General features: G+C 62.8%; 27 protein-coding genes. 18 read left to right on the forward strand and 9 right to left on the reverse strand.

Annotation, left to right across the window (positions count from 1 at the left end; translation table 11 throughout):
• Position 1: 1 nt before the first annotated feature.
• From MF607_RS15070 to MF607_RS15080, 3 genes are all read right to left on the reverse strand, one after another.
• The gene (locus tag MF607_RS15070; RefSeq protein WP_242120248.1) at positions 2-511 is read right to left on the reverse strand and encodes a sigma-70 family RNA polymerase sigma factor family protein; all 510 of its coding nucleotides are present in this window, start codon (positions 509-511) and stop codon (positions 2-4) included.
• Positions 512-535: 24 nt separating this feature from the next.
• A complete protein-coding gene (locus MF607_RS15075; protein WP_242120250.1) occupies positions 536-910 on the reverse strand; it encodes a hypothetical protein in 375 nt (124 codons plus the stop codon).
• Between the two features lie 72 nt (positions 911-982).
• Positions 983-1330 (reverse strand): hypothetical protein, encoded by a 348-nt coding sequence (locus tag MF607_RS15080; protein WP_242120252.1) that lies wholly within the window; start codon positions 1328-1330, stop codon positions 983-985.
• A gap of 857 nt (positions 1331-2187) precedes the next feature.
• Here MF607_RS15080 and MF607_RS15085 point away from each other — a divergent pair.
• From MF607_RS15085 to MF607_RS15105, 5 genes are all read left to right on the forward strand, one after another.
• Complete coding sequence (locus tag MF607_RS15085) at positions 2188-2643, forward strand: DUF736 domain-containing protein (RefSeq protein ID WP_066667206.1); 456 nt, start codon at positions 2188-2190, stop codon at positions 2641-2643.
• Positions 2644-2719: 76 nt separating this feature from the next.
• A complete protein-coding gene (locus tag MF607_RS15090) occupies positions 2720-3886 on the forward strand; it encodes a DUF2493 domain-containing protein (RefSeq protein ID WP_242120253.1) in 1167 nt (388 codons plus the stop codon).
• A 750-nt stretch (positions 3887-4636) separates the two neighbouring features.
• Positions 4637-4969, forward strand: coding sequence for a hypothetical protein (locus tag MF607_RS15095; protein ID WP_242120255.1), 333 nt, complete (start codon positions 4637-4639; stop codon positions 4967-4969).
• 317 nt (positions 4970-5286) lie between these two features.
• Positions 5287-5541: a hypothetical protein gene (locus MF607_RS15100; RefSeq protein ID WP_066667205.1), complete on the forward strand. Its 255-nt coding sequence runs from the start codon at positions 5287-5289 to the stop codon at positions 5539-5541.
• 320 nt (positions 5542-5861) lie between these two features.
• A complete protein-coding gene (locus tag MF607_RS15105; RefSeq protein WP_242120257.1) occupies positions 5862-6443 on the forward strand; it encodes a hypothetical protein in 582 nt (193 codons plus the stop codon).
• Positions 6444-6621: 178 nt separating this feature from the next.
• Here MF607_RS15105 and MF607_RS15110 read toward each other — a convergent pair whose 3' ends face one another.
• A complete protein-coding gene (locus MF607_RS15110) occupies positions 6622-6846 on the reverse strand; it encodes a hypothetical protein (RefSeq protein WP_242120259.1) in 225 nt (74 codons plus the stop codon).
• Positions 6847-7376: 530 nt separating this feature from the next.
• Here MF607_RS15110 and MF607_RS15115 point away from each other — a divergent pair.
• The 5 genes from MF607_RS15115 to MF607_RS15135 are packed head-to-tail and all read left to right on the forward strand — an operon-like array spanning position 7377 to position 14166.
• Positions 7377-7667, forward strand: coding sequence for a CopG family ribbon-helix-helix protein (locus tag MF607_RS15115; protein WP_242120261.1), 291 nt, complete (start codon positions 7377-7379; stop codon positions 7665-7667).
• Complete coding sequence (locus tag MF607_RS15120; protein ID WP_242120263.1) at positions 7654-9984, forward strand: type IV secretion system DNA-binding domain-containing protein; 2331 nt, start codon at positions 7654-7656, stop codon at positions 9982-9984. Before MF607_RS15115 ends, MF607_RS15120 begins: the two co-directional genes overlap by 14 nt.
• A 2-nt stretch (positions 9985-9986) precedes the next feature.
• Positions 9987-13247, forward strand: coding sequence for a MobF family relaxase (gene mobF, locus MF607_RS15125; RefSeq protein WP_242120265.1), 3261 nt, complete (start codon positions 9987-9989; stop codon positions 13245-13247).
• Positions 13248-13255: 8 nt separating this feature from the next.
• Positions 13256-13660, forward strand: a complete 405-nt coding sequence (locus tag MF607_RS15130; protein ID WP_242120267.1) for a hypothetical protein — start codon at positions 13256-13258, stop codon at positions 13658-13660.
• Positions 13660-14166 carry a DUF2726 domain-containing protein gene (locus MF607_RS15135; protein WP_242120269.1) on the forward strand — a complete coding sequence of 169 codons (507 nt, stop codon included), beginning with the start codon at positions 13660-13662 and terminating at the stop codon, positions 14164-14166. The genes MF607_RS15130 and MF607_RS15135 overlap by 1 nt, the downstream gene beginning before the upstream one ends.
• A gap of 20 nt (positions 14167-14186) precedes the next feature.
• Here MF607_RS15135 and MF607_RS15140 read toward each other — a convergent pair whose 3' ends face one another.
• A complete protein-coding gene (locus tag MF607_RS15140; protein WP_242120271.1) occupies positions 14187-14450 on the reverse strand; it encodes a hypothetical protein in 264 nt (87 codons plus the stop codon).
• A 46-nt stretch (positions 14451-14496) separates the two neighbouring features.
• Here MF607_RS15140 and MF607_RS15145 point away from each other — a divergent pair, with 46 nt between their 5' ends.
• From MF607_RS15145 to MF607_RS15170, 6 genes are all read left to right on the forward strand, one after another.
• Positions 14497-15192, forward strand: coding sequence for a hypothetical protein (locus MF607_RS15145; RefSeq protein WP_242120273.1), 696 nt, complete (start codon positions 14497-14499; stop codon positions 15190-15192).
• A 44-nt stretch (positions 15193-15236) separates the two neighbouring features.
• Positions 15237-16031 carry a CsgG/HfaB family protein gene (locus MF607_RS15150; RefSeq protein ID WP_242120275.1) on the forward strand — a complete coding sequence of 265 codons (795 nt, stop codon included), beginning with the start codon at positions 15237-15239 and terminating at the stop codon, positions 16029-16031.
• An 81-nt stretch (positions 16032-16112) separates the two neighbouring features.
• The gene (locus tag MF607_RS15155; protein WP_022675751.1) at positions 16113-16412 is read left to right on the forward strand and encodes a hypothetical protein; all 300 of its coding nucleotides are present in this window, start codon (positions 16113-16115) and stop codon (positions 16410-16412) included.
• A 159-nt stretch (positions 16413-16571) separates the two neighbouring features.
• Entirely contained in the window at positions 16572-16865 is a 294-nt protein-coding gene (locus MF607_RS15160; RefSeq protein ID WP_022675752.1) for a hypothetical protein, read from the forward strand.
• 911 nt (positions 16866-17776) lie between these two features.
• Positions 17777-18445, forward strand: a complete 669-nt coding sequence (gene parA, locus MF607_RS15165) for a ParA family partition ATPase (RefSeq protein ID WP_066667192.1) — start codon at positions 17777-17779, stop codon at positions 18443-18445.
• Positions 18442-18756, forward strand: coding sequence for a ribbon-helix-helix domain-containing protein (locus MF607_RS15170; RefSeq protein ID WP_242120277.1), 315 nt, complete (start codon positions 18442-18444; stop codon positions 18754-18756). Before parA ends, MF607_RS15170 begins: the two co-directional genes overlap by 4 nt.
• Positions 18757-18792: 36 nt before the next feature.
• On the opposite strand, the gene MF607_RS15175 is transcribed toward MF607_RS15170, so the two are convergent.
• The 4 genes from MF607_RS15175 to MF607_RS15190 form a co-directional block, all read right to left on the reverse strand.
• The gene (locus MF607_RS15175) at positions 18793-19233 is read right to left on the reverse strand and encodes a hypothetical protein (protein WP_242120279.1); all 441 of its coding nucleotides are present in this window, start codon (positions 19231-19233) and stop codon (positions 18793-18795) included.
• Positions 19234-19462: 229 nt separating this feature from the next.
• A complete protein-coding gene (locus MF607_RS15180; protein ID WP_022676114.1) occupies positions 19463-20128 on the reverse strand; it encodes a recombinase family protein in 666 nt (221 codons plus the stop codon).
• 261 nt (positions 20129-20389) lie between these two features.
• On the reverse strand, positions 20390-20776 hold the full coding sequence (locus tag MF607_RS15185; RefSeq protein ID WP_242120282.1) for a type II toxin-antitoxin system VapC family toxin: 387 nt from the start codon (positions 20774-20776) through the stop codon (positions 20390-20392).
• Complete coding sequence (locus MF607_RS15190) at positions 20776-21066, reverse strand: AbrB/MazE/SpoVT family DNA-binding domain-containing protein (RefSeq protein ID WP_242120283.1); 291 nt, start codon at positions 21064-21066, stop codon at positions 20776-20778. Before MF607_RS15190 ends, MF607_RS15185 begins: the two co-directional genes overlap by 1 nt.
• A gap of 233 nt (positions 21067-21299) precedes the next feature.
• Between MF607_RS15190 and MF607_RS15195 the strand changes: the two genes are divergently transcribed.
• Both MF607_RS15195 and MF607_RS15200 read left to right on the forward strand, forming a co-directional pair.
• Positions 21300-21920, forward strand: a complete 621-nt coding sequence (locus tag MF607_RS15195) for a recombinase family protein (protein ID WP_242120285.1) — start codon at positions 21300-21302, stop codon at positions 21918-21920.
• Between the two features lie 310 nt (positions 21921-22230).
• Positions 22231-22401 carry a hypothetical protein gene (locus tag MF607_RS15200; protein WP_242120287.1) on the forward strand — a complete coding sequence of 57 codons (171 nt, stop codon included), beginning with the start codon at positions 22231-22233 and terminating at the stop codon, positions 22399-22401.
• The last annotated feature ends 53 nt before the right edge of the window (positions 22402-22454 follow it).

The following is a 22454-nucleotide window of genomic DNA, read 5'->3' on the forward strand; positions in this document are numbered from 1 at the left end:
ATCAGATGATCGACACGCCAACTTCAGCGGCGAACACCATCAACCCGGGCTCGCCAAAATATTGCGCGTAACCGGGCCGAGGCTCAGGCGCCGAGTTCACGAACCGAGCGGGCTGACACCGCCACCCCCTGCTATGAGGACGAAGCGCCCCACGCGGGAGCCATGCGATCAAGGCTGGCGCATGGGCATCTTGTGACGTGAAGAACGGCATCGCGAGGATCATGTCGTCGTGGAACGCGGTCAGCCGACCGACATAGCCATAGGCGGTCTTGTCGGTCTTCTCGTCGCTCGCGTACTTGCCCTTGACCTGCACCGGGCGGACGATCGTCGTGTTCGTGGCGGGGCGACTGACGATCATGTCGAAGCCATTATCGCGGCGAGGGAAATAGATATCCCACCCTGCGTCGGCGAGGACGCCGGCGACGTACATCTCCGCGAAATAGTCGCGCACTCGAGCTGGTGGCTCATAGCCGCGCGATGCCGTTTCATTGATCTCGGGTTCGCCAGTCACGTGCAATTTCCTTGAGCGGCGAACCTATTTGCGCTTGTGCGGACCGGCCTTTCGCCCCGCTTCGTAACGCCGTTGCCATGCATCAGCCTTTTGCTTCTCGGCGATGGCGGCAAGCCTTAGCGCTCGGTCCTCGTCCGACATCGCCAAGATTTGTTGCGTCCGCGTCTCAGTGGCACGTTCATCAGCGCGCGCCTTCAGCACCACCGATCCCACAAAGGCGGCTCCCACGCCGAGCAGTACCAAACCGATCGTTGCGACGCCATGCCAGCCAGTACCCAGCAGGTAGAGCAGGAACACGAGCGCGACGATGCCGGATACCATGATGCCGATCGCGCTGCGGACCGCTGCCGCACCGAACAGCAGAATGGCGATGATGACGAGCAGCAGGATTACGATCATGGGCCGATGCTGACCTAAACCCAGGTGCGAGGCAAACGAGATCGCGCCCTCGCGCCCAGTTGCCGCGTGGTCCTAGACGACACCTTCGGTGACCACGTTCCAGTCGGTTGAAATCGCAGGGTAGCGCTCAGACAACGCGTTGATGCCAGTAAGCGCGACCTGAGCCAGCGTGGCGAGGGGAAAGGGAGGCGGTCGGCCGTCGCCGCAATACTGGAGGCAGAGGATCCAGCAGCACGGCCCGGCCCGGAAGATCGGTTCGAGCACGTCGCTGGAGTCGACTGACGATCGACGGGTAACGGCGCCGACTGCATTGCTTTCAAGCAACTGCCAGAGGGTGAACGGCGGGCCAGCGTAGGTGACCCATGCGATGCCATTTGCATCGATCGTCGCGCTCAACAGGCCTTTGTCGAATGTCGACATGACGATGATCCCGGTTGCCCCTCGTATGCCGGACATCGTGGCTGCATCTCGGCATAAGGGGAAGATGGGTGAGGGCCATCCCCGCCCGGTGGGCGGGGCCGGGCTCTAGTCGGCAAGAGCCGACCGGAGCCCCGCAAGAGCGGGTCTCCGCCCTGACGGGTGACGATCCCTTGTCCGGGTCCCGGAGGCGACCCCACGGCGCTCCTGAGGCGATCTACGCGGATGTGAGAGGCTTGCCCCTCCCCTAGCCCCAGAAGTCACGCGCGCACGACGTTCACCGCTGGCAGCCTTCGGCTGTTGAATCATGCGCTAGGCGCATGATGAGTGCTTTGTGGGCCTATGTTCTCATCGCACCCTGCGCCGTCTCCCAGTGTCTCGGCGTGCCAGACCCGTCCGACGGGGTCGGCGTCAAAGGAGAATTGCCCGCAAGCGGGCAATGCTTTTGTTTGTTTGAAGACGCCTCAACAAGAATACCGGGCCTAAAGGCCCTACGGTTTCCACCGCTAAAGCGGCGGAGCCTCCGTCATTCATGTTGACCCCGCCGGCCGTGCCTGCCTCTTGAGCCCCTGCGAGGACGGCTCCGGGTGCGATGAGAACAGAGGCCGGGCCTTGCCCATCAGCACAGTAAAAGGGGAATTGATCGCTTGGGCGATCAATGCGTCTTTGATTTGTTTATTTACGCTCCCTAGTCGGGAGCTATTTATGCTCGGACTCACCGTGTACGATGACTTTAGTGTCAAGAAAACAATGCGCTTCAATACTTAGAGGGGAGGGGGTAAAAGAAAGATGCCGGAAGGGGAAAGGCCCCAAGCACCGGCAAACAGGGGGAGAGGCCCCCGCAAATAGGAGTTAAGATCATGAACATCGGTTCCTTCAAGTCGGTCAATGGTCAGCTGCTCGGTTCGGTCGCAACCGCCACGATCGACCTCGCTCGCTTGGGTCTCCGCCCGGTCGAGAGCAACAACGAGCGCGCGCCCGCCTTCGAGATCATGGTCCTGAACGTCGCGAAGCGTTGGGTTCAGATCGGCGCGCTTTGGGAAATGACCAGCAACAGCAGCGGCGAGAGCTTCTATCAGGGCAAGCTGGACGACCCGAGCCTCCCCGAACCCCTCCAGATCATGCTCTTTGGCGACGTCGAGGAAGGCTATCGCGTCGTCTGGAACCGCCCCGCCCCGCGGCGCGAGAACCTCGACGGCAGCCGGACCGGTCGCCGCAGCCGCACCAACAACGCCGACGACTTCGCGGGCAACGCGACCGCCGATGGCCGCGTGAGCGACGACCAGACCGCCGACGACTACGTCCCGGCCTTCTAAGCCAGCCAGACGGGCGGGGAGAGGGGTGCAACCCTCCCCCGACCCTAGCCGCCACCAATTGCCAAGGATTGACGCCATGACCAAGGAAACGACCTCGCAGCGCTTTAGCAGCTTTGCCGCCATGGGCGAAGCCCTCGCAACGAGCGACACCACCCGCGCAGACGCCGCCCGCAAGGGATGGGCGACGCGCCGGGCGAACGCCGCGCGCACGGACACCGACGATTGCCACCCCGCCGACGATAACGCCGAGCACAGCGCGACGGCGACCGATGCGGCCGACGAGATCGCGGAGAGCTACGCCGAGGCGACCGCGACGACCAATTTTCAGGACGCGTTCGGCGACGTTGGCGCGCTTTCCATCGTCGAAATGGGGGGCGAGCGGCAGGAACTGGACATGCCCGAGCCGATCGAGGCGCAACACGATTGCGCGGCGATCATGGCGACCCTTTTCGACCTGTTCCGCGACACTCGCCTAGAGGCGAGCGCGCAGGCGATCGCATGGGGCTTCGTCAACTCGTTCCACTACGAGGCGCAGAAGCTGGAACGCGAGGAAGACCGGCTTTGCGCCGACCTTGGCGAGATGACCCGCCGCTATGACCCGTCGGAGATTTACGCGGTCGAGATGGAGGAATTGCAACTCCGCGCCCAGACCAAGACGGAACAGCGCGCCGCCATCGAGTGTATGCGCGATTATGCCGCCGATTGTTACCGCGCGCAGACCGGCCACCCATGGTCCCCGGCGCGCGGATCGAAGGTTTCGAGCGGAGGCACCGCAAGCCAGATCGCGGCAATCGACTTCCTCAAAGCGCGCGCGCAGGACCACCGCGAGAAGCGCAACCCCACCGGCCCGCTTGTCGTCTTTTCGGGCGGCGCAGAGTGGCACGACTGGCAACAGCTTTGGGACCGGCTCGACGCCATCAAGGCGCGCGTTCCGCACATGACCTTGTGCACGACCGCGCAGCGCAAGGGATGCGATGCTATCGCCGCAGCATGGGCCGCAAGCCGAGGCGTCACGGTTGTTGCCTTCACCCCGCAGACGGGCCGCTATGGCAAGCGCGCGGGCTTCGTTCGTAACGAACAGCTTGCCGCCCTTAACCCGGTCGAGGCAATCGTCTGTCAGGGGTCCGGGCTGCAATCCAACCTGTTGCAGGTGCTGAAAACCGCCCGCATCCCGACCCACGCTTTCCGGATCGACGGACAGGCCCCCGCCCCCGTCGCAACCAAGCGCGCCGCGTTCGGTTGAACCCATCGGGCGGCGCGCTTTCCCCCTACGCGCCGCCCATCCCCTTTCCTTGGCAGGAATGACTAGGCCAGCGACGGGAAATCCCCGGCGCTGGCCCCTTTTCGCCACCGTCGCTTTGTGGGGGAAACCCTACTGGTTTCCCCCACGCCAGGTGACCGGGCGCGCACTGCCTTGGCACGGCCCCGTCGGGCCGCGCCTGGTCAGCGCGCGCCCGGTCACCTTCCCCCTTCCGGTAAGGCGCTGCCGCACGCCCGCAGCGCCGGCAGCGCGTGTTCGCGGCTCAACCGCATGTTGTTAGGATCTGCGCGCTAAAGCCGCAGCGTCCACGGCTGACCGGGGGATGACGGCCCGGCCAGCTGGCGAGCGGCACCCGGGATCTGCCACCGCCATATTGGCGACCGTCTTCCCGCTGAAAGGGGTTTCGGGTCAGCCGTGGACAACCCCGCCCCCGCCCAAGCCCCGCTCGCTCGCTTCGGTCCGGCCCTTCGGCCTCCCCTTGCTACGCCTCGGCCGGGGAAGCGCCGGAGCGGGCATTGAGCCCGCCCCGTCGCTGCTGCCGCGGGAAAAACTCTCTCTCAAGTCGTCCCAGTTTGTCGGCCGGGGTGACGAGCCTCAAGGACGGCGGGGCCCCACCATTTTGCTACGCAAAATCGTGACCCCCACCGCCGCTGACGCGGCCGCTACGCGGTCCTTGACCCTCGCCACCCCGACCGACGCGAGGACACCGTCATCAAGACGAAGGAGACGGTCATGAACAGCATCAACACGCAGCGCAGCTACGCCACGCACGAAGCCGGCTATCTGGCCGCTCAGCGCCACGGGTTCCGGACGATCCAGCGACTGGAAGACGCGCTCCGGGAGCGTGACGGATGGGCCGGCCGATACACGGGACGCTTCGATCACGAGCTGGAGGAGATGGTGATCGATGACGACTGCTCCGGGGAGTTCGACGAGGCGCATCAGATCGCCGAGGGCATAGCCGCCGAGGCAGCGCGTGGGAACGCGCGCGGGATCATCATCGCACAGGGCCGCACCGACGAAGCGGCGCTGATGATCCTCGCGGCAAGCCCCTCCTCGGGGTGAGGCTCAAGGCCCGGCCGTCACCCGGCTCGCTCGCATCGGTCAGGCCCTTCGGCCTGCCCTTGCTACGCCTCGGCCGGGGAAGCGCCAGTGCGGGCATCGAGCCCGCCCTGGCGCTGCTGCCGCGGGGTAAACCCTCTATCTCAAGTCGTCCCAGTCTGTCGGCCGGTGCGGCGAGCCTCAAGGACGGCGGGGCCCCACCATTTTGCTACGCAAAATCGTGACCCCCACCGCCGCTGCCGCGGCCGCTACGCGGTCCTTGACCCTCGCCACCCCGACCGACGCGTGATCTCCGTCATGAAGACAAAGGAGGAACGGTTATGCAGGTTCTGTTGTTTCGTGCTCTGAAGGACGCTAATGTCGAGGACGACAAGGCGGCTGCCGTAGTGGCAGCGATCGAGGAGCACGTGGACGTGGCAGTCGGTCAGGCAAACAAGGCGCTCGAGGCGAAGCTGACGGGCATCGACAGCAAGATCGAGACGACGCGCTCGACGCTGACGATCTGGTTCGGCGTGCAGACCGCACTGCTCGCGCTGCTCGGCGCCGCCGCCATCTGGAGCAACTTCCTCAAATAACTTGGCCGGGCCGCGACGCTCTCCGGTTGCCAAATTCGAACAGGCCGCTCGGTGACCCGGGCGGCCTTTTTGCTGTCTGCAATCCGCGCGCCCTACCCGGCTCGCTCGCTGCGGAGCGGCCCCTTCGGGCCGCCCTTGCTACGCCTCGGCCGGGAGGCGCCAGTGCGGGCATCGAGCCCGCCCTGGCGCTGCTGACGTACGTATAAAGCCATTCTCCAGCATGCGCGTCGAAACGCTGCCCGGGCCCAGCATCAAGGGGCCCGGATCATCGCCGGAGAGGAGAGAGAAAGGGAGACGCGGTTTCAACGAAGGAGGTCGAGATGACCATCACGTTCCGCGTCGACGACGGCCACAATGTCCTGTCGCCCTCACCCGCCGTCATCACTCCCGACCAGCTCGGCGCGCTCCGCGATCTTCTCGACGAGCATCGCGACCGGACCGGGGCTCCGATGGTCATCCCGATCCACGGTGAACCAGCCTCCGGGTCGTTCGAGATCGAGGTCCGGGTGTGCCCTCTCGCGCTCGCCTCGATCGCGCGCTGCTTCGATCATGACCCGGCCGTGATCGCCGTCATCGACGAGGCCCAGTTCCGGGCACGCCGCGTCCGCGTCTGGCAACAGGAACCGACCGGCGATCTGCGGCTCGGCCTTGGCCTCAATCCCGATGGCGCACCCGAATTGGAGGTCGCCAACGGGAACGCCTTCGCCCTTCTCGCCAGCCTCGGTCTGGACGAGGAATCGTGCGGCGCGATCCCGCTGTCGCAGCTCCGACAGCGGCTCATGGATCCACGCATCCGGCGACGCCTCGACGAGGATCCCCAGATGTCTCGATACGTCGAGGCGCTGACCACCATGGCGGCGCTGAAACCCGTCGAGGGGGAATACCACCTCGCATGGGCCTGACGGCTCAGCGAGACACGCTCAGCGACCCGCAGGGACGCCCAGCCTACCAGCTGGCGCGTCCCTTTTTTTGCCTGCGAACCTCAAGCCGGCTGCGCCGCGTCCGGACCAGAAAACAGAATGGCCGCATGAGGTAGCAGCCCCATGCGGCCATCGCCGTGACCATCGGCCTCGAACCGGCTCAGGCTTCCGCCATGAGCCGCTTCTCGACCTCGTCGACGCCAAGCGTCTTCACCACCTTCATCAGCCCCTCCAATCGATCGAGCGGGACCTTGAACAGCCCTGCCTTCTCGACTGCTCCGACAGCCGCCTCCCGCACCTTCGCCTGATGCGCCTGACGGCGCTCAGCGAGCTTGCGTTCGTCGGCCGCGATCGCGGCCAGTTCAGCGTCTAGTGACTTCGCCATAGTGTGCCCTTTTCGGTACGGCTGATTGGCTCTGAACAGGCCTCATATACCGCTCGAAGGAGCGCACAGGAACCCACAAGAACGACCATGGAGCAATCCGATGTTTTCGCGTCTGGCAGAGGTCAGTGTCCCCGGCGCGCAGCGCCCTTCGGGCAGCTGCTCCCCGCCTAGCGGCGGGTTGGATCCCGGCGGAACGCCGAGGCAATCCCGAGCCGTCTCGAAGGGTCAGAACACCCAAAGCAATACGAAGGAATCGGGACTTCAGTAGAGCACACCGAACGCAAGCTTCGCTTGCTTTTTCCCGTGGATTTTCAGGTAGTTAGCAGCGAGCAATTGAGGGTCACAATGTGTTACGCTTTGTGGCACAACGTAACACACTCAAAAAACCGCAGAAAACCGCGCTTTCTGCGTGTTACGACGTGACACGAAATCGCGCCTGAAATCAACGATCCGCTTGAACGCGGACCAGAGACCCGCTAAAAACGACGTCGACGAAGAGCCCACCAGCCCCCCTGCTAGGGAGCTGGTTCTTGAGTAACAAAACACACTGCACGGTCCGGATCCCGCGGGATCTGCGCGACCAGGTCGATGCGGTAGCAGCACGCCAAAATCGCAGCACGTCGGACGTGATCCGACTGGCGATCGAGCAGTTCGTCGCCGGTGCGAAGCGCGCGGACGATAGCCAGCTCCGGCACATGCGCGTGACCGAATACACGCAGATCGCACTCGATGCGATCATCCGCGAGAACCACCCCGAATTACGCGACCATCTGATCGCCCAAACCGACCTGCGGATGGAGCAGTATCATGGCACGCGATGACCCCAAGGGCATGCGGCGTGACATCCGCAACGACGGCCGTCCCATCCCCCAGGAACACCACTCGTCGCGAGGCGAGCTACCTCGCAATTCTGGCAACTTCACGCGTGGTTCGCAGCTCCTGAACACCCAGGTGCTGATGTGGCTGCAGGGGGCCAAATTGCCGATCCTGATGTGGCTCGGCGTGTTCGCCCTCGCCTACGTCATCATCCTCTCCATCACGCTCGACGAGAACAACGTCCAACTGATCTGCATGCGGGTGCTGGCGGGCCTTTGGAATTGGGTCGCTCTCGACAACCTGAAGCAGGTCGATCTGCGGATGCCCGACAACAGCCTGCACCGCACGATCATGGGCTATGTCCCCTACGTTCCGGAAGTCGCTCGAGCTTGGACGAAAGCCGTTCGCGGGGTGATCGGATCGGCCATGATCGCGTCCTGCGTCACCGTGCCCCTCGCCATCTGGTACGTCGACTTTTCCAAGCGGCGCGGCAAGGCGATGGTTCAGGAGCGTCACGAGCGCGGGGCCATGCTGGTCGACCGCGATGTCCTCTATGCCGAGATCGTCCAGCACAACAAAATCGAGTTCGTGAAAGAGGCTCAAAGCCTGTTCCCGAACAAGACGCCGGAGCAGGTCCTGAAGCTGCCGTTTGGAGCCCGCAAAGCGGGAGGCATCCACCACCCGTACACGATCGCTGGCATCCCCTACCCGCACCGCCTTGAGCAGTCCCATTCGCTGCTTCTCGGCACGACCGGCGCCGGTAAGACGACCGCCCTCCGCAAGACCATCGCACAGATCCGGCAGCGCCAAGACAGCGCCGTCGTGTTCGATCTGACAGGGGCTTATGTCGAGGCGTTCTACGACCCCGAACGGGACACGATCCTGAACCCGATGGACGCGCGCTGCCCGGCCTGGTCGATCTTCAACGACTGCCGGACCTACAGCGAGTTCACGGCCGCCGCAGCCGCCCTCATTCCGTCCGATGGCGGCTCCTCCGAGCCCTTCTGGGCGCTCGCCGCGCGGACCCTGTTCATCGAGATGTGCATGAAGCTCATCGAGAAGAAAATGACCACGAACCAGGCGCTGGCGGACAACCTCATGACGGCCGACCTGAAGCAGGTTCACAAGCACCTAGCCAAGACGATCGCAGACCCTCTGACGGCGCCTGAAGCCGCCCGCATGGCGGAGTCGATCCGCGCCGTTTTCAACACCAATGCGCAGGTCCTGCGCTTCCTCCCCGACGAGGGACGCACCTACTCGATCAAGGACTGGATGACCGGCGACAAGAAGCCCGGATCGATCCTTTTCATTACCTCGAATTACACTGACCTCGAGATGAATCGGGCGCTGCTCACGTTGTGGTCGAACCTTGCCATCCACTCGCTGATGACCATGCCGAAAACCCGGTCGCTGCGGACGTGGTTCATGTTCGACGAGCTCGGTGCGCTCCACCGCCTCCCGGCGATCGAAAGCGGCCTGCAGACCGCCCGAAATTTCGGCGGGGCGATGATCCTTGGCCTGCACTCCTTCGACAAGCTCGTGCAGGTCTACGGCGAGGAAAACGCGCGCAATCTATCGTCGCTGGCGCGCACCAAATTGATCCTGGCTGCGGCCGATCTCGATACCGCGGAGCAGTGCGCCAAATATATCGGCAACCGAGAAATCCGGCAGATGGATGAGGGGTATAGCTACGGCTACAACAACACCCGGGATGCCTCGACCCTGACGCCTCGGAAACAGGTCGAGCCGCTGGTCATCCCAGACGACATCACAAACCTTCCGTCCATGCACGGCTTCGTCAAATTTCCTGACGGCTTCCCTGCCGCGCGCATCCAGCTCGAGTGGGAGCATTACCCGAAGGTCGCAGAAGGTTTCGTCCCGCGGAAACCGCGCGATCCTGACGCGCCTGCGGCGTCTGGTCGCGGAGGTGGTGGAAAGCCGAATAGTGGTGGTGACGACGGCGGGCGTGGGGAGTCGCTGGCACTATCGGAGGAAGAGGCCCAACCGGCCAACGTCGCGAACAATCTCGCCGCAAATATCCTCTCCCAGCCCAGCGAAGCGGAGGTCGATAACTCCCGCGACGGCCCGTCGTCGGAGGCGACGGTGGTGAGCAGCACCGAAGCGGGATCGCCGGCCGATCGCGGCCGGGCCAGCGATGATGAACGTGACGACCGGACCCGGTCCCTAGATGGGCGCAGCGCCCCTGCGCGCAGCGACGAACGGTCGCGTGACGATCCGACACCGACGGCGGAGCGGCCGGAGGATCTGTCCGTCCGCGAGGCGCGAGATGCCTTCCCTGAAGACGACGGGATTGGGCTGTAACGATGCTCTCGATCGCTACCGTCAAATCCGCTTCCGGAGCGGCGCAGTATTTCACCAAGGACGACTATGTCGCGGGTGATTACTATACCGACGAAAAGGCAGGCGACGTCAGCGTGTGGGGCGGCGAAGGCGCTGCCGCTGCGGGGCTGAGCGGAGCCGTGGGCCAAGAAGCCTTCGCGAAGGCGCTCCACGGCGAGCTTCCATCGGGGGAGAAGGTCGATCAGCGGCAAGGGCGGCGGCCTGGCTATGATCTCACCTTCTCCGCGCCGAAGTCCGTCTCGGTTATGGCCTATGTGGCTGGGGACAAGCGCATCCTCGGACCGGACGGTGCCCATACCAAAGCGGTCCAGCAAACAATGGCCTGGATCGAGAAGAACCTCGCAGAGACGCGGATCACGAAGGATGGGAAGACCGAGCCGGTCAAGACCGGCAATCTGGTCTACGCGCTGTTCCAGCACGACACGAGCCGGGCTCTCGACCCGCAGCTTCATATCCATGCGATCTTGGCCAACCTGACAAAGGGGCCGGACGGCATCTGGCATGCGCTCCACGCCGACAAAATATGGGCGAACAACAGCGTCATCGGCACGATCTACCACGCCTATCTGCGCAACGAGCTCGAGAAGATCGGGTATCAGGTCGGGTCGCCAGGGAAGCACGGCACGTTCGAGATTGCAGGCGTGCCGAAGGTCGTGCTCGAAACCTTCAGCAAGCGCCGCAATGATATCGTTGAGGTGGCAGAGCGCTTGGGGATTAAAAGCACCCAGGGCATGCGCGACGTTACCGCCCGCACCCGCGATCCGAAGCTCAACGTCGAGGATCGCGACGGCCTGAACGCCGATTGGATCAAGGAGGCGGAGGCACTCGGCTTCACAGGTCAGGAAATTCGAGAAGCGGCCGAAATGATGGCCGCGAAGCTGGCGCAGCGCGAGAATGCTGGGCCGATCGGACGAAGCTACAATGCCATCTCTGACGCTGTGAAGGTGGCGAAAGAGACGGTCTCAGGGTTGATGCGCTCGCCCGATGCGCTCGTCGATCGCGGTTTCGTGCGACTGGCGCAGAGCGTCGGGCAAGCCAACGCGCAGCTCGCCGTGGCATCGGCTATCAGAACCTTGGGGCAGCGTGAGGCGGCATTCGAGAAGCACCAGGTCGCCAAGAAAGCGCTCGACTTCAATTTGAAGGGAGTGACGATCGATCACGTCGAGGCACGGATCGATCAGCTGACCGAGAAAGGTAAGCTGCTAGTCGGGGAGATCCGCAGCAGCGCCGGGATGGTGGCAGCCGTGACGACCCCGGAGTCGCTCAGAACCGAGGAACGAATCCTTGAGCGGGTGGAAGCCGGCAAGGGCACTGCGATGCCCCTCGTGCCCGCCGCGGAGGCGCCGGATCGCCTACAGGCCGCCTCCCCCCACGCGCTGAACAACGGACAGCTGGCGGCCGCAACGTTGGTGGTTTCCTCGACTGACAAGGTTGTCGCCGTGCAGGGCATCGCCGGTGCGGGTAAATCGACAATGCTACAAGCTGTCGCCCGCGTGGCAGAATCTGAGGGCAAGTCGGTGCTAGGGCTTGCCTTTCAGAACAAGATGGTCGCCGACATGAAGGAGGGCATGGCTCGGCCCGATGCGTCCCCCAACCGGGAGATGTCGGTCGACCAGATGCAGGCCGCTGGGGTCAGCGCCGAGACGATCGCGCATTTTATCTGGCACAACGAGAAACATGCCATCAACCCGAACACGCCGGCCGCGCAAGCACGAAGGGATGAGCTGAAGGACACGATCATCGTCGTTGACGAGACGTCGATGATCTCGAACGAGCAAATGCTCAAGACGCTGACGATCGCGGAGGCGCTCGGCATCGAACGCATCGCCCTCATCGGCGATCGACAGCAGCTGCTCCCCATCGACGCCGGCAAGGCGTTTGCGATGATGCAGGCCGCGAATATTGGCATGGCACGGATGGACGAAAACCTTCGTCAGCAGACCGACCAGCTCCGGACGGTCGCGGCGCTCGCCAACGTCGGCAAGGCGGGCCAAGCGCTCAAGGTGCTCGGCGACAAGGTAGTCGAGCACGAAGATCCTGCCGCGCGTGCGGCAGAGCTATGGCTCGACCTGTCGCCGGAGAAGCGTGCGGAGACGGCGATCCTTGCCTCCGGGCGTGAGACACGCGCGGACATCAACAATGCAGTCCAGAAGGGTTTGCGGGACGAGGGCACGCTCAAGGGCGATGGCCTGTTCGTGACCGTCCTGCAGACCGTCAACATGACCCGAGAGGAGCTGCGCTACGCACAGTCCTACGAGAAGGGCCAGCAGCTTCAGATACAGGAGGTGATACCCGAGGCAGGGCTGCGCCGCGGCGTCGCAGAAGTTCGTCGCACCTTCGCCAACGGAAAGGTGGAGGTGGTCCAGAACGGGAGGGCGATCAAGTTTGACCCACAACGCTTGGATCCGATGATTGCCAGGGACCGCATGTCGCTCGCGACCCTCGAGACGATCCGCATCCATGAGGGTGACCGTATCCGGTGGACGGACAACGATAAGGACCGGGGCATCTTCAACTCCTCGTTGGGCACGATCACGCGGATCGAGGACGGGAAGGTCACCGTGCAGCTGGCCAACAAGGACGAGGTCACGCTCGAGAACGGTGACCGGATGATGCACCGCATGGATCTAGCATACGCCCTGAACATGCACATGGCACAGGGCGTCACGACCAACGACGCGATCGTCGCCATGCGCAGCTTCGAGCGCAACCTCTCCAACCAGCGCCTTTTCAACGTCGCCGTCACCCGCGTGCGGTTCGAGCTGACGATGGTCATCGACAACCTTCAGAAGCTGGAGCGCCAGCTCGACAGCAACCCCGGCAACAAGACGGCGTCGCTCGAGACCCTCGGACGCCTCGATATCGATGGACCGGGGCGACATACGAAGGCGGCCGACGACGCGCTTAGCGCAGCGGCAGCGACACTCGATCGCGATGACGGGCAGCGGATCATCTTCGACGCATCGCTGACGTCGGCCGACGACCTCCCACCCATGGGCAAGTCGGAGAACGACTACTCCGATCCGAAGCAGATGGAGCGTGACGGCCTCGCGCTCGACCGCAAGGATGACGAGGATCGGCAGAAGCGCCCGGAGACACGGAAGGACGACGAGCTGGGGATGCATCCGCTCGACATGGACGATCTGAGCTCCCTGCCCGCGATGCCGGGCCATGGCGACCAGATACCCGGCCTCCCTCAGAAAAACCTCAGCCTGGATATGTGAGGAACGTCATGAGTCCGATATTTCAGAGCAAACCGACGTCCGAGGAGTTGCGAAGCCTCGCGCATGACCTGCTCGCTATTCGAGCCAGTCGGTTTTCGAGCGGCGACGCCACCCTGTTTGATGACGAAACCCAAAATGCTCGCATTCTGAGCGACGGAGCACTCGCCTGCCTGCAGGGAGCGGCTGAACTAGAAAAGAGGGACGACGCGCGCCGATCGAGCGATCGGCGCATGGTCGTCCAACTCGCCCTGAGCGTGGTCTTGTTCGCGGTCGTCGTCGTCGTCGCCCAACTCATCCCCGAGAGGCCAGCACCATCAAAGGACGTGCAGTGGCTTTCCATGTCCGAAAATCGGCTGTCAGCGGCCGAGAGCGGCAAAACGCCTGTTTCGATTCCCTTGAGCGGCGTCCGGTGATGGACAAACCCCTCCCCCTGCTGATCGCATTGGTCTCAGTGGTCCTGCTCCTGAAGGCGCTAGGTGTACGCAACATCTTCGGTCCACCGCGGCCGGTGGCCAAACGCTTCCTGACACCGCGCGAGACGGCCATGCTCAACGTTCTCGAACGCGCCCTGCCGCACTGCCGTATCCATGCGCAGGTCGCGATGGGCGCGCTTCTGCGCGTGCCGCAAAGCCCGGTGCGGAAGAGCAAGATTTCTGACCGGAACGCCTTCTCACAGAAGATCGTCGACTTCGTGGCGCAGGACCGTGCGACGGGCCTGATCGTCGCCCTGATCGAGGTCGACGACTGGTCGCATAATCCGTTCAAGGACCGCGTTCGCGACGAGATGACGGCTTATGCCGGATATCGCACGATCCGCGTACCCGGGCGCGTGCAGCCCAACTTCAACGACGTCATGCCGATTGTCGCGTCACTGCGGCCCCTCCCCTCCCAGCACCTTCCCCGACACGAGGTCATGTAGCCATGGCAACAGCCGAACGATCACGTCCGTCTGCCGAGGTCAGCGTTTTCGAGGACGCTCAGCGCGGCTCTTCCCACCAAGCCCGGGCCGATACCACCGTAGAGGAGCTGGCCGACGACTTCCGGACGAGGGCCTTTCACCTCATGGACGAGCATCCGATTGCGGCAGCGCACCTGGTGCTTGCCGCGGCCTCGATCGCGCCCGGATGCGCGGCCGAGAAGGAGGTCGCCGACGAATTTGCCTTCGTGATCGCCGACTTCACGCAGCAGCTGAAGATCCTGCATCACCGCGCAATATCGAGGCGTACCGAGCCAACGGGAGCGACACGTCATGGGGCTTGATGATCGCGACTACATGCGCGAGCGGTATCGCAAGCGTCAGGGTCTTGGCCGGGATGGGACCACGTGGAACGACAAACGGGCTCGGCGGGAGCAAGCGCTGGGGGATGATGGGGCGTGGTTCTCAGCGAAGAATCGCGGTTTCGACTACCAGAAGGGCCGGTATCGAGCATCCCCTGCCGTCTTTAAGCCGCATCCCCTTCAAGGATGGATATTCCTTCTCTCCGCTATTGCGATCGCAATTCCGGCCTACCGTGAGGCAAAGAGATCGGGCTGGCTGCCAGATCGGCGCGCCGAAGTCCCCTTTCCCTCTTCCGGCAGCGTGACCGTCGCCAACGGTGTGGACGGTCGGCTTGCAACCGGGAACCTAGGCGTCCGTACCGATCAAGCGAACGCCGTAGTCCAGCTTTTTAGCCGCAGGACTGACGAGCACATCATCTCGGTCTATGTTCGACGCCATGACGAGGTGCGGATACCTGTCCCACCAGGCACCTACAAAATGAAGCTGATCGAAGGGGACAAGTGGCACGGTCCAACCGACTTTTTCGGCCCGTCCACGACATTCGAGACGGTAAAGAAACCTGTCACGATAGAGCCGCGTGGAGGGTTCACGGTAGATCTACACCGATCACCGGCGGGCAACCTCCACACTAGCATCAATCTTCAAAATCCAGATCCTTTAGACTGACACCACGGGAGGGTAAAATGCAGAGGACTCTAGCACTCGCGATCATGCTCGCTGTCTCAACAGCTCCAGCGCTGGCACAAAGGGCGGGAAAAGGCGGCATCGGGATCGATGAGAACACACAGGTGCCCCGGTGCGATCGACCCTACGGCACCATCGCCTTGGTGGAGGAGCGTGCCGCTGGCGGGACCGCTGAGGGCATCCCCCCGGGTCTTGCGGCGCTGATGCGGATGGCAGAAGCCCAGAACGGCGGGAGCCAGCGTGTCGATCCGATACCCCTGCTGAAGCTTCTCGTTGCTCAATCGGGCTGCTTCCAGGTCGTCGATCGTGGGGAAGGTTTCGACGCCCTGCAGCGGGAGCGTCAGCTCGCAGCTGGTGGAAGCGTCGCTGGGGCGAACAACCAAGCCACTCTGAAGGCCGCGGATTACCTTCTCCAGGCCAAGGTGCTCTATTCGGATTCTGATGCGGGTGGCAGCGGAGGCGGGCTCGGCACGATGTTCCCCGGCGGCCTCGGGTTCAAACAGAAGGTCAAGTCGAGCCAGACGATGCTCACCTTGATCGAGGTGAAAACCGGCATCCAACAGGCGATCGCGACGGGCTCGGCCCGCAAAAAGGATCTGTCGATCCTGGGAGGCGGTCTGCTCACCAACGCCGGCGTCGGCGCTCTCGGAGGTGCGTATACCAGCACCGACATGGGCAAGATCACTTCGGTCGCGATGCTCGACGCCTTCGTCAAGCTGACCAATCAGGCACAGACGCGGTTGCCCCAACCAACTGGAGCTTCGACCGGACCGGCGCCCTCCCCGGCGCCTCCGATGGCACCACCAGCGCCGAGGCAATAAGCTTTAGAGGGGAGAGGGAGTTAGCAGGCGAGCGAGAGCATCGCTCGAGAGCCCCCTCCCCCATCGTCGTCAGGTGTCCATATGAAACACGCGCGTATCCAGCAGCGGGACTTCTTCGATCCTGCCCCCGACCTCAACATAGAGCCGCTAGACGCGGCCGAGATGGAGGCGCCGCGTGGTGAACCGATCGCCATCCCTTGCGGCTTCATGACGAAGACCAACGAGCGATGCCAGCGACTGGCAAGCAGGCCTGTCATGCTGGAGGGGCACCAGATGACGTGTAGAGGCCGTCCTATGCTGTTCTGCGACCCCGCCTGCTACAACGCCTCCATGCGCGCCGACGTGCCGGCAGACGAAACCATCACGGATCCGTCAGCGTAGTCGATGCAAACGGCCCCCTCCCCCACTGCGCCGACATGCGGATATTGCGGCAATCGCCTCGGAGCGTGGCCGCCCGCCAGTCCGGTTGAGCCGTGCCGCGTCTGCAGAAGGCCGACGATGTTTGTGCCGATCCCGTGGAGCCAACCTCGCCGTCTCCTGATGTCCGGTCTCCTCGATGCTGGCGCATCGCTCTACGGGATCGCGACGGTCTGTCTCGTGGCTGCGTTCGCCATATCGCCGTCATCAGGTCGAGAATTTGTGAAGGCCTTCACCCTGATGCTGTTCGTTATAGGGTCCGTCCTAGCCGTCGACGGGATATTGGCAGTACGTACCGGGATCGATCGCACCTGGTCTACCAGGAGGAAAGGCCGATCGGCTCGCGCGCTGGGCGTCGGGAAGATCCTCGCGTCCAACGCCGCCCTGATGTTGGTCATCGTCGGCATACTGATATAGATATCGCGAGTGTGCGACCGCGCACCTGTGCACAGGTGCTCACTCGCACGTCTGCGACGTCGCAATCGCGCTTCTGTGCACCAGCGCACCCGCGCGTCGATGCACGTATGTCTGGGAGCGTATGCGTGAGCGAGTGCGCTTGGCTCTAGCCTGCCAAGGTCGCGGGGTGCCCTCCCCCCGAAGGCGCCAGCTAGTTCAGAAGCTCCCTTTTCACCCGCCCCCTTAGCGTTGGGGATCGTGCGAAAGCGTTATGCTCCACACCCTGCGATGGAATGAATCACCGGTGCACTGGTGCACAGGTGCGATTAAGCAATAATGCGACCGCCGTGATTGCGTGGCGCATGGCTCTGGCTCGGCCGAGGGACGACAGGTCGCCGACGCGATCTCTGCGACACGGCGCTAAGGGCAGCATTGGCCCGGCGCACTATTGCGATGATGCACCGTCGCAGGTGTGCACAGGTGCGAGGGTGCGTCGTCGCACGGTCGTGATTACGCGATAGTGCGAAGGATCTGTAGTCGGGCTGCTTGTCGCGTGGGTACCTGATGGATGTTGAACGGGAAGGGCTCACCGAGGATGGTAAGAGGAGGTGCTGAGGGGCGGCCTGACGCCGCCAGCTAAGCGACGCAGGGGAGAGCCCGCACGTGCGAGACCCGCCCCAGAAACCAGTCGGCTCACCGGCGCAGCGTCATTGCTTTGAGCCGAGCTGGCTTGAGCAGCTGTGTTGGCACCATTGAACAAGGTCATTCAACGCAACAACGGTTCAGAAACTTGTGCGACTGTGGACCTGTGCACAGCCGCGCACGTGCGTTTTCGCGCTTGTGCGTTAGCGCGAGTGTGGGCATACGTACCAACGCTATCGCGCACGTGTGCACAGTCGCGACTGTGCATAGGGCAAAGCGAGGATATCAAGATGAAGACAGTGGCTCTCATTGCGCAGAAGGGCGGGGTCGGAAAAACGACGCTCGCGATCCACCTTGCGACAGCTTTCGCCGCTACCGGCAAGAACACCTTGCTCCTCGACCTCGATCCACAGGCCAGCGCAGCCGAATGGAAGGATCATCGCGCGGATGAGACGCCCGCAGTGCTGTCGATCCAGCCATCCAGGCTGACAAAGGTTCTCGAGGAAGCGAAGTCGATGGGGGCCGACGTGGTAATCCTCGACACGGCTCCGCACAGCGAGAGCACAGCTCTCGAGGCGGCAAAGGCGGCAGATCTGATCCTCGTACCGTGTCAGCCCACGATCATGGATCTCAGGGCTATGGCGAAGACAGTCGAGCTGTTGAAGCTGGTTGGCAAAACGGCGTTCGCGGTCCTCAACAGCGTGCCTCACCAAGGCACTGGTGGCCAGGAGGCGGCCGAGACGATCGCTTCGTCGTTCGGGCTTCAGGTCGCGGACCCGTCGTTTGGGGATCGCGTCGCCTTCAGCCGCTGTATGATTTCGGGCCAAGCAGCGCAGGAGGTCGAGCCGAACGGAAAAGCTGCCGCAGAGGTGACCGCCTTGTTTGACTGGGTGGTCGCACAGCTGCACACTCGCACACGTGCACCTGCGCAGCGCAAGAAGAAGGGTGAGGCAGCATGACTAGAAAGGTTGGCTTCGCAGCAGGTCTGGGTAAGCTGGGAGAGATTGGCGGCAAGGTTGCGCCAGCGCCGTCGCCTATCGCTCGACCGGCCGAGGCGATCGAGGCGGGGGAGGGGGACGGGCCTGTTCGGGCGGCGCCGGGCCCTCGCCGGAACGGCAAGGTGAACATTGCCGGTTACTTCGATCCCGCGGTTCGTAAGCAGCTTGCGATGCTGGCTGTCGAGCACGACACCGACCAAGTCAAACTCATGGCGGAAGCCCTGAACCTGCTGTTCGAAAAGTATGGGCGCTCGCCTATCGCCTCCGCTTGAGACAACCCCGCCGTCAGTCGCGGCGACGGTAAGGGCTCAGCGTCGCGCGCTGCATAGCTCGGAGTTGCGCAGCAAGCGCGCTCCGAGCACGCGAGTTTCGCGTTCCATTTGCTCCTCCATCATTGACCAGATGGTACGAGCGGCCGCGCAGTAGCCAGGTACGTCGGCTGCGATCTTGTCGTCGGTCCACCTTTCGATGTGTTTGTCTGAGATGAGCCTCTTAGAGGTGAAGGCGACAAGGAAATCCGACAGCGCAGCACGATCGTCGCTGTCTGCCGTTTCCAGTAAACGCGGAATAATGCAGTCGCTAACAAACGCCGACCTTTCGCGGCTTGCGCGGGTTAGATCTAAGCGAGCCTTTTCCAGACCGGCAATGTTCGCGCAGTCGGTTGCGCAGTGACTCTGAATTAACGCGAGGCCAACCCGGATGACTCGGTGATGCTCCTCAAGACCGCGAAGCAGTTCCTTGTCCGTCATGGTTAACCGACGCCTCCCAAATACTGCCAAAAGGCAGAATCTGCTGCGCCGTCTACCGTATCTGGGAAATCAGCTCAGCGATATTGATAACGTCCGTAACGACTGTTGGATCGTTAGCCAGAAGGAATTTTGTTAAAGCCTTGGGAAAACGCGCCTGACGACGGCGTCGACGCTACGGCAGAGCGGCTTGGCGAGTTGGAAGGGCAGGGGAAGCCCGAATTGCTGGCGCTCAGGCGATGTCCTCGACAGCGCACGGATCAGTGCCGCTGGCGTCGCCCGACCGTTCGTTCTTCAGGCGGCGAGCAATCTTAGCGAGCAACGTCCGACTGCAGCCCGTGCCGATCATGATCTCGCGCCAGCTCTGCCCATCCTTCAGTGACCGGGCGATCGCGGCGTTGCGGGCAGTGTTCTCAACGCGGCCTTTGTAGAGGCCTGCGGTTCGAGCTCGGCTGACGCCTTCGGCTTGCCGGCGCCGACGATCATCATAATCCTTGCGAGCGACCGCGGCGAGGACGTCGAGCATCATTGCATTTACCGCGGCGAACATCCGAGCTGTGAAGTCGTCGGGGGTAGCGATCAGGTTCCAGGAGGTTGGCAGATCGAGAGACACGATCCGAACCTGGCGTGCCTCGATCTCCGATCGCAACTTGCTCCAATCGGCCGAGCTGAGGCGCGATAGACGGTCGACCTGCTCGACCAGCAACACGTCACCGGGGCCGCAATCGTCCAATAGTCGAAAAAGCTCCGGCCGGGCGAGGCGAGTGCCGCTCTCGTGTTCAACATAGCGCGATGCGATACGGAACCCATGTGAGGCGGCGAACGCATCCAGCGCTGCGCGAGCGCGGGTCGCATCCTGTTCAGCGGTCGATGCGCGGAGATAAGCCCGGACGAACATGCTTCAGTCCTTTATGAACGGTCTTGTTATGTCCAGTCTTTTTTGAGAGCGCGTTTGACGGAAAAAAGACCGGGCGCGCTTCGGTCTTTCAGAGGTATACCTAATCGGACTACCGATCTGCCGAACATGTATGGAGCGAGGGGAGGGACCTTAGCGAACCCGGTTACAGCCCGATCAGTGCTCTTCTCCCATAGCCAAGCGAACCTCCTGTCGTCGAAAGCACGAAGTCCGCGTTAGGCAGTGAGATCGTCGCAGCTTGGCTTACCGGATATGCTCAAGCTTCAGGTTTTTCACCTTCACCTTTTTCCACTCACGATCGGCAGTGAGGGCAGGGACCCCAAGCTGCACAGCGAGCGCGAGACATGATCGGTCACCCAGTCCACGACCATATTGGCGCGTCTGGGCATGGAGAGCCGCGGCGGCATAGGCCGCTTCGGTATCGTGGGCGCGAACGTCTAGTCGAAGCTCGTCGAGCAATTCGCGGGTGGTCGGCTCGTCGAGGCCACTGAGCAGCAGCTCCTTGGCCACCTCCTGGAGGTTGACTGCCGAGATTGCAGCACGCCCGATGTAGGGAGCAACCTTGTCGGCGCCGGGCTCATCTCGGACCAGCGCCAACACTGCGGATGCGTCGAGAACGACGGATGCCATTATGCGTCTCGATCCGATGCAGCGGACGTGTCCTCACCGTGATCAGCGGCAGCTTCCGCCTTCCGATCTTCCAGGAAGTCGTCGGTCGTGCGGGCATGTTTGGCATGTGCTCGATAGAGTGCCTGCGCGCGTGATACGCCATGACCAATGGGGGACAGGCGCACCTGATCATCCTCGAGCGTCAGAATGATCTTCGTAGCGCCATGCAAACCCATCGCTTTTCGTACCGATGCCGGAAGAACCATGCGGCCATTACCGGCAACGCTGATATCTATGGATTGTGATGCCACCTTTGCACTCCTTCCAGTCGGTATCGATCTAGAACATGCCAGAAGAGAGAATGTGACACAACTAGGCTGTGGGAAGCGGCTTCCGGGGTGTCATCGTGCATATGTCAATGTGAGTATACCCGTATCGTACAGGTGGTATGAAACGCCGGCGGCGTCTTATCAGGGTCGCCCGCAGGGATATTGAACAGGTGGGCCGTTGGGTCTAGAAGCTGTTCGAACAGAATGAGGGTTCGATGGCGCTTTTTGGATATGCCCGTGTTTCTACGACGGATCAGAATCTCGGGATCCAGGTGGCCGCGTTACGCGCAGCGGGATGCCAGACGATCCGGTCGGAGAAGAAGTCCGGGTCCGGGCGCGAAGCCCGAACCGAGTTACAAGTCCTGCTCGATTTCCTGCGCGAAGGCGACACCTTGGTCGTGACGCGGATCGACCGTCTCGCACGGTCGATGAAGGACTTGCAGGACATCGTCCATGAGTTGAAGGGCAGGGGGGTAGCCTTGAAGGCGACAGAACAGCCGATCGATACCCGCACTGCCGCCGGTAAAGCGTTCCTCGATATGTTGGGAGTCTTTGCGGAGTTCGAGACGAACCTGCGTAAGGAACGGCAGGCGGAGGGGATCGCGGCTGCGAAGGCGCGCGGCGTATATAAAGGCGGTAAACCACGTATCGACCCGGAGGCGGTGCGCACACGCGCGGCGCAGGGGATGCGCCCGGCGCACATCGCCCGCGAACTTGGGATCTCGCGAGGGACGGTTTATCGCTTCCTGCCTGCGGCTTCTCTCGGACCAAACGATGCCTTGCCATCGGAATCCGCTTTACTGCATAGCGCTGCTACCGATGCCGATCCGTCCTGAGCATGTTTTTCTATACCCGATCGATTGGCGGCATATCTCCAACTTCGTTCGGTTTGTTCGTGCTAAGGGCTGCTGCGAGCATTGCGGTCGGGGACATCTGAAGCGCGTCTTCCATATGGGCGACGGACGGTGGTGGGACGCGGAACGCGGCTATTGGCGGAACGGGTAGGGCAGGCGGGTTCGTCGACCGACCAGCGATATCCTCCACGTGGGCAAGTGGACCTCGGTGGTTTTAGCGTGCGCCTATCTCCATCACGATCCAAGCGACAGTCGCTTTGAAAAGCTGGCTGCGCTTTGCCAACGATGCCACATGATCCACGATGCCCCCGAGCATCGGCGACGCAGGTGGATGAATGCCCATTTCCGTCGGGCACTGGGCGACCTGTTCTACGGCCCCTATCCCAAACATGGGGCCGACTGGATCACCCCGACACCGGCCAGCATGCTCGATGATCCACGGCTACTTTACTTCCAGGTCTGAGCCAAGCGGCGCGCTGCACAAGACTTCAGGTGGTATGCCGGCAAGTTCGTGCT

The organism is Sphingomonas lacusdianchii, from assembly GCF_022664395.1.
Classification (GTDB): Bacteria; Pseudomonadota; Alphaproteobacteria; order Sphingomonadales; family Sphingomonadaceae; genus Sphingomonas; species Sphingomonas lacusdianchii.

What these genes read in the sequence shown, in the direction of transcription:
- MF607_RS15075 (WP_242120250.1), bottom strand. Translation starts at nt 910, where the DNA reads ATGATCGTAATCCTGCTGCTCGTCATCATCGCCATTCTGCTGTTCGGT.
- MF607_RS15080 (WP_242120252.1), bottom strand. Translation starts at nt 1,330, where the DNA reads ATGTCGACATTCGACAAAGGCCTGTTGAGCGCGACGATCGATGCAAAT.
- MF607_RS15085 (WP_066667206.1), top strand. Translation starts at nt 2,188, where the DNA reads ATGAACATCGGTTCCTTCAAGTCGGTCAATGGTCAGCTGCTCGGTTCG.
- MF607_RS15090 (WP_242120253.1), top strand. Translation starts at nt 2,720, where the DNA reads ATGACCAAGGAAACGACCTCGCAGCGCTTTAGCAGCTTTGCCGCCATG.
- MF607_RS15095 (WP_242120255.1), top strand. Translation starts at nt 4,637, where the DNA reads ATGAACAGCATCAACACGCAGCGCAGCTACGCCACGCACGAAGCCGGC.
- MF607_RS15100 (WP_066667205.1), top strand. Translation starts at nt 5,287, where the DNA reads ATGCAGGTTCTGTTGTTTCGTGCTCTGAAGGACGCTAATGTCGAGGAC.
- MF607_RS15105 (WP_242120257.1), top strand. Translation starts at nt 5,862, where the DNA reads ATGACCATCACGTTCCGCGTCGACGACGGCCACAATGTCCTGTCGCCC.
- MF607_RS15110 (WP_242120259.1), bottom strand. Translation starts at nt 6,846, where the DNA reads ATGGCGAAGTCACTAGACGCTGAACTGGCCGCGATCGCGGCCGACGAA.
- MF607_RS15120 (WP_242120263.1), top strand. Translation starts at nt 7,654, where the DNA reads ATGGCACGCGATGACCCCAAGGGCATGCGGCGTGACATCCGCAACGAC.
- mobF (WP_242120265.1), top strand. Translation starts at nt 9,987, where the DNA reads ATGCTCTCGATCGCTACCGTCAAATCCGCTTCCGGAGCGGCGCAGTAT.
- MF607_RS15130 (WP_242120267.1), top strand. Translation starts at nt 13,256, where the DNA reads ATGAGTCCGATATTTCAGAGCAAACCGACGTCCGAGGAGTTGCGAAGC.
- MF607_RS15135 (WP_242120269.1), top strand. Translation starts at nt 13,660, where the DNA reads ATGGACAAACCCCTCCCCCTGCTGATCGCATTGGTCTCAGTGGTCCTG.
- MF607_RS15140 (WP_242120271.1), bottom strand. Translation starts at nt 14,450, where the DNA reads ATGCAGGATCTTCAGCTGCTGCGTGAAGTCGGCGATCACGAAGGCAAA.
- MF607_RS15145 (WP_242120273.1), top strand. Translation starts at nt 14,497, where the DNA reads ATGGGGCTTGATGATCGCGACTACATGCGCGAGCGGTATCGCAAGCGT.
- MF607_RS15150 (WP_242120275.1), top strand. Translation starts at nt 15,237, where the DNA reads ATGCTCGCTGTCTCAACAGCTCCAGCGCTGGCACAAAGGGCGGGAAAA.
- MF607_RS15155 (WP_022675751.1), top strand. Translation starts at nt 16,113, where the DNA reads ATGAAACACGCGCGTATCCAGCAGCGGGACTTCTTCGATCCTGCCCCC.
- MF607_RS15160 (WP_022675752.1), top strand. Translation starts at nt 16,572, where the DNA reads ATGTCCGGTCTCCTCGATGCTGGCGCATCGCTCTACGGGATCGCGACG.
- parA (WP_066667192.1), top strand. Translation starts at nt 17,777, where the DNA reads ATGAAGACAGTGGCTCTCATTGCGCAGAAGGGCGGGGTCGGAAAAACG.
- MF607_RS15170 (WP_242120277.1), top strand. Translation starts at nt 18,442, where the DNA reads ATGACTAGAAAGGTTGGCTTCGCAGCAGGTCTGGGTAAGCTGGGAGAG.
- MF607_RS15175 (WP_242120279.1), bottom strand. Translation starts at nt 19,233, where the DNA reads ATGACGGACAAGGAACTGCTTCGCGGTCTTGAGGAGCATCACCGAGTC.
- MF607_RS15180 (WP_022676114.1), bottom strand. Translation starts at nt 20,128, where the DNA reads ATGTTCGTCCGGGCTTATCTCCGCGCATCGACCGCTGAACAGGATGCG.
- MF607_RS15185 (WP_242120282.1), bottom strand. Translation starts at nt 20,776, where the DNA reads ATGGCATCCGTCGTTCTCGACGCATCCGCAGTGTTGGCGCTGGTCCGA.
- MF607_RS15195 (WP_242120285.1), top strand. Translation starts at nt 21,300, where the DNA reads ATGGCGCTTTTTGGATATGCCCGTGTTTCTACGACGGATCAGAATCTC.
- MF607_RS15200 (WP_242120287.1), top strand. Translation starts at nt 22,231, where the DNA reads ATGATCCACGATGCCCCCGAGCATCGGCGACGCAGGTGGATGAATGCC.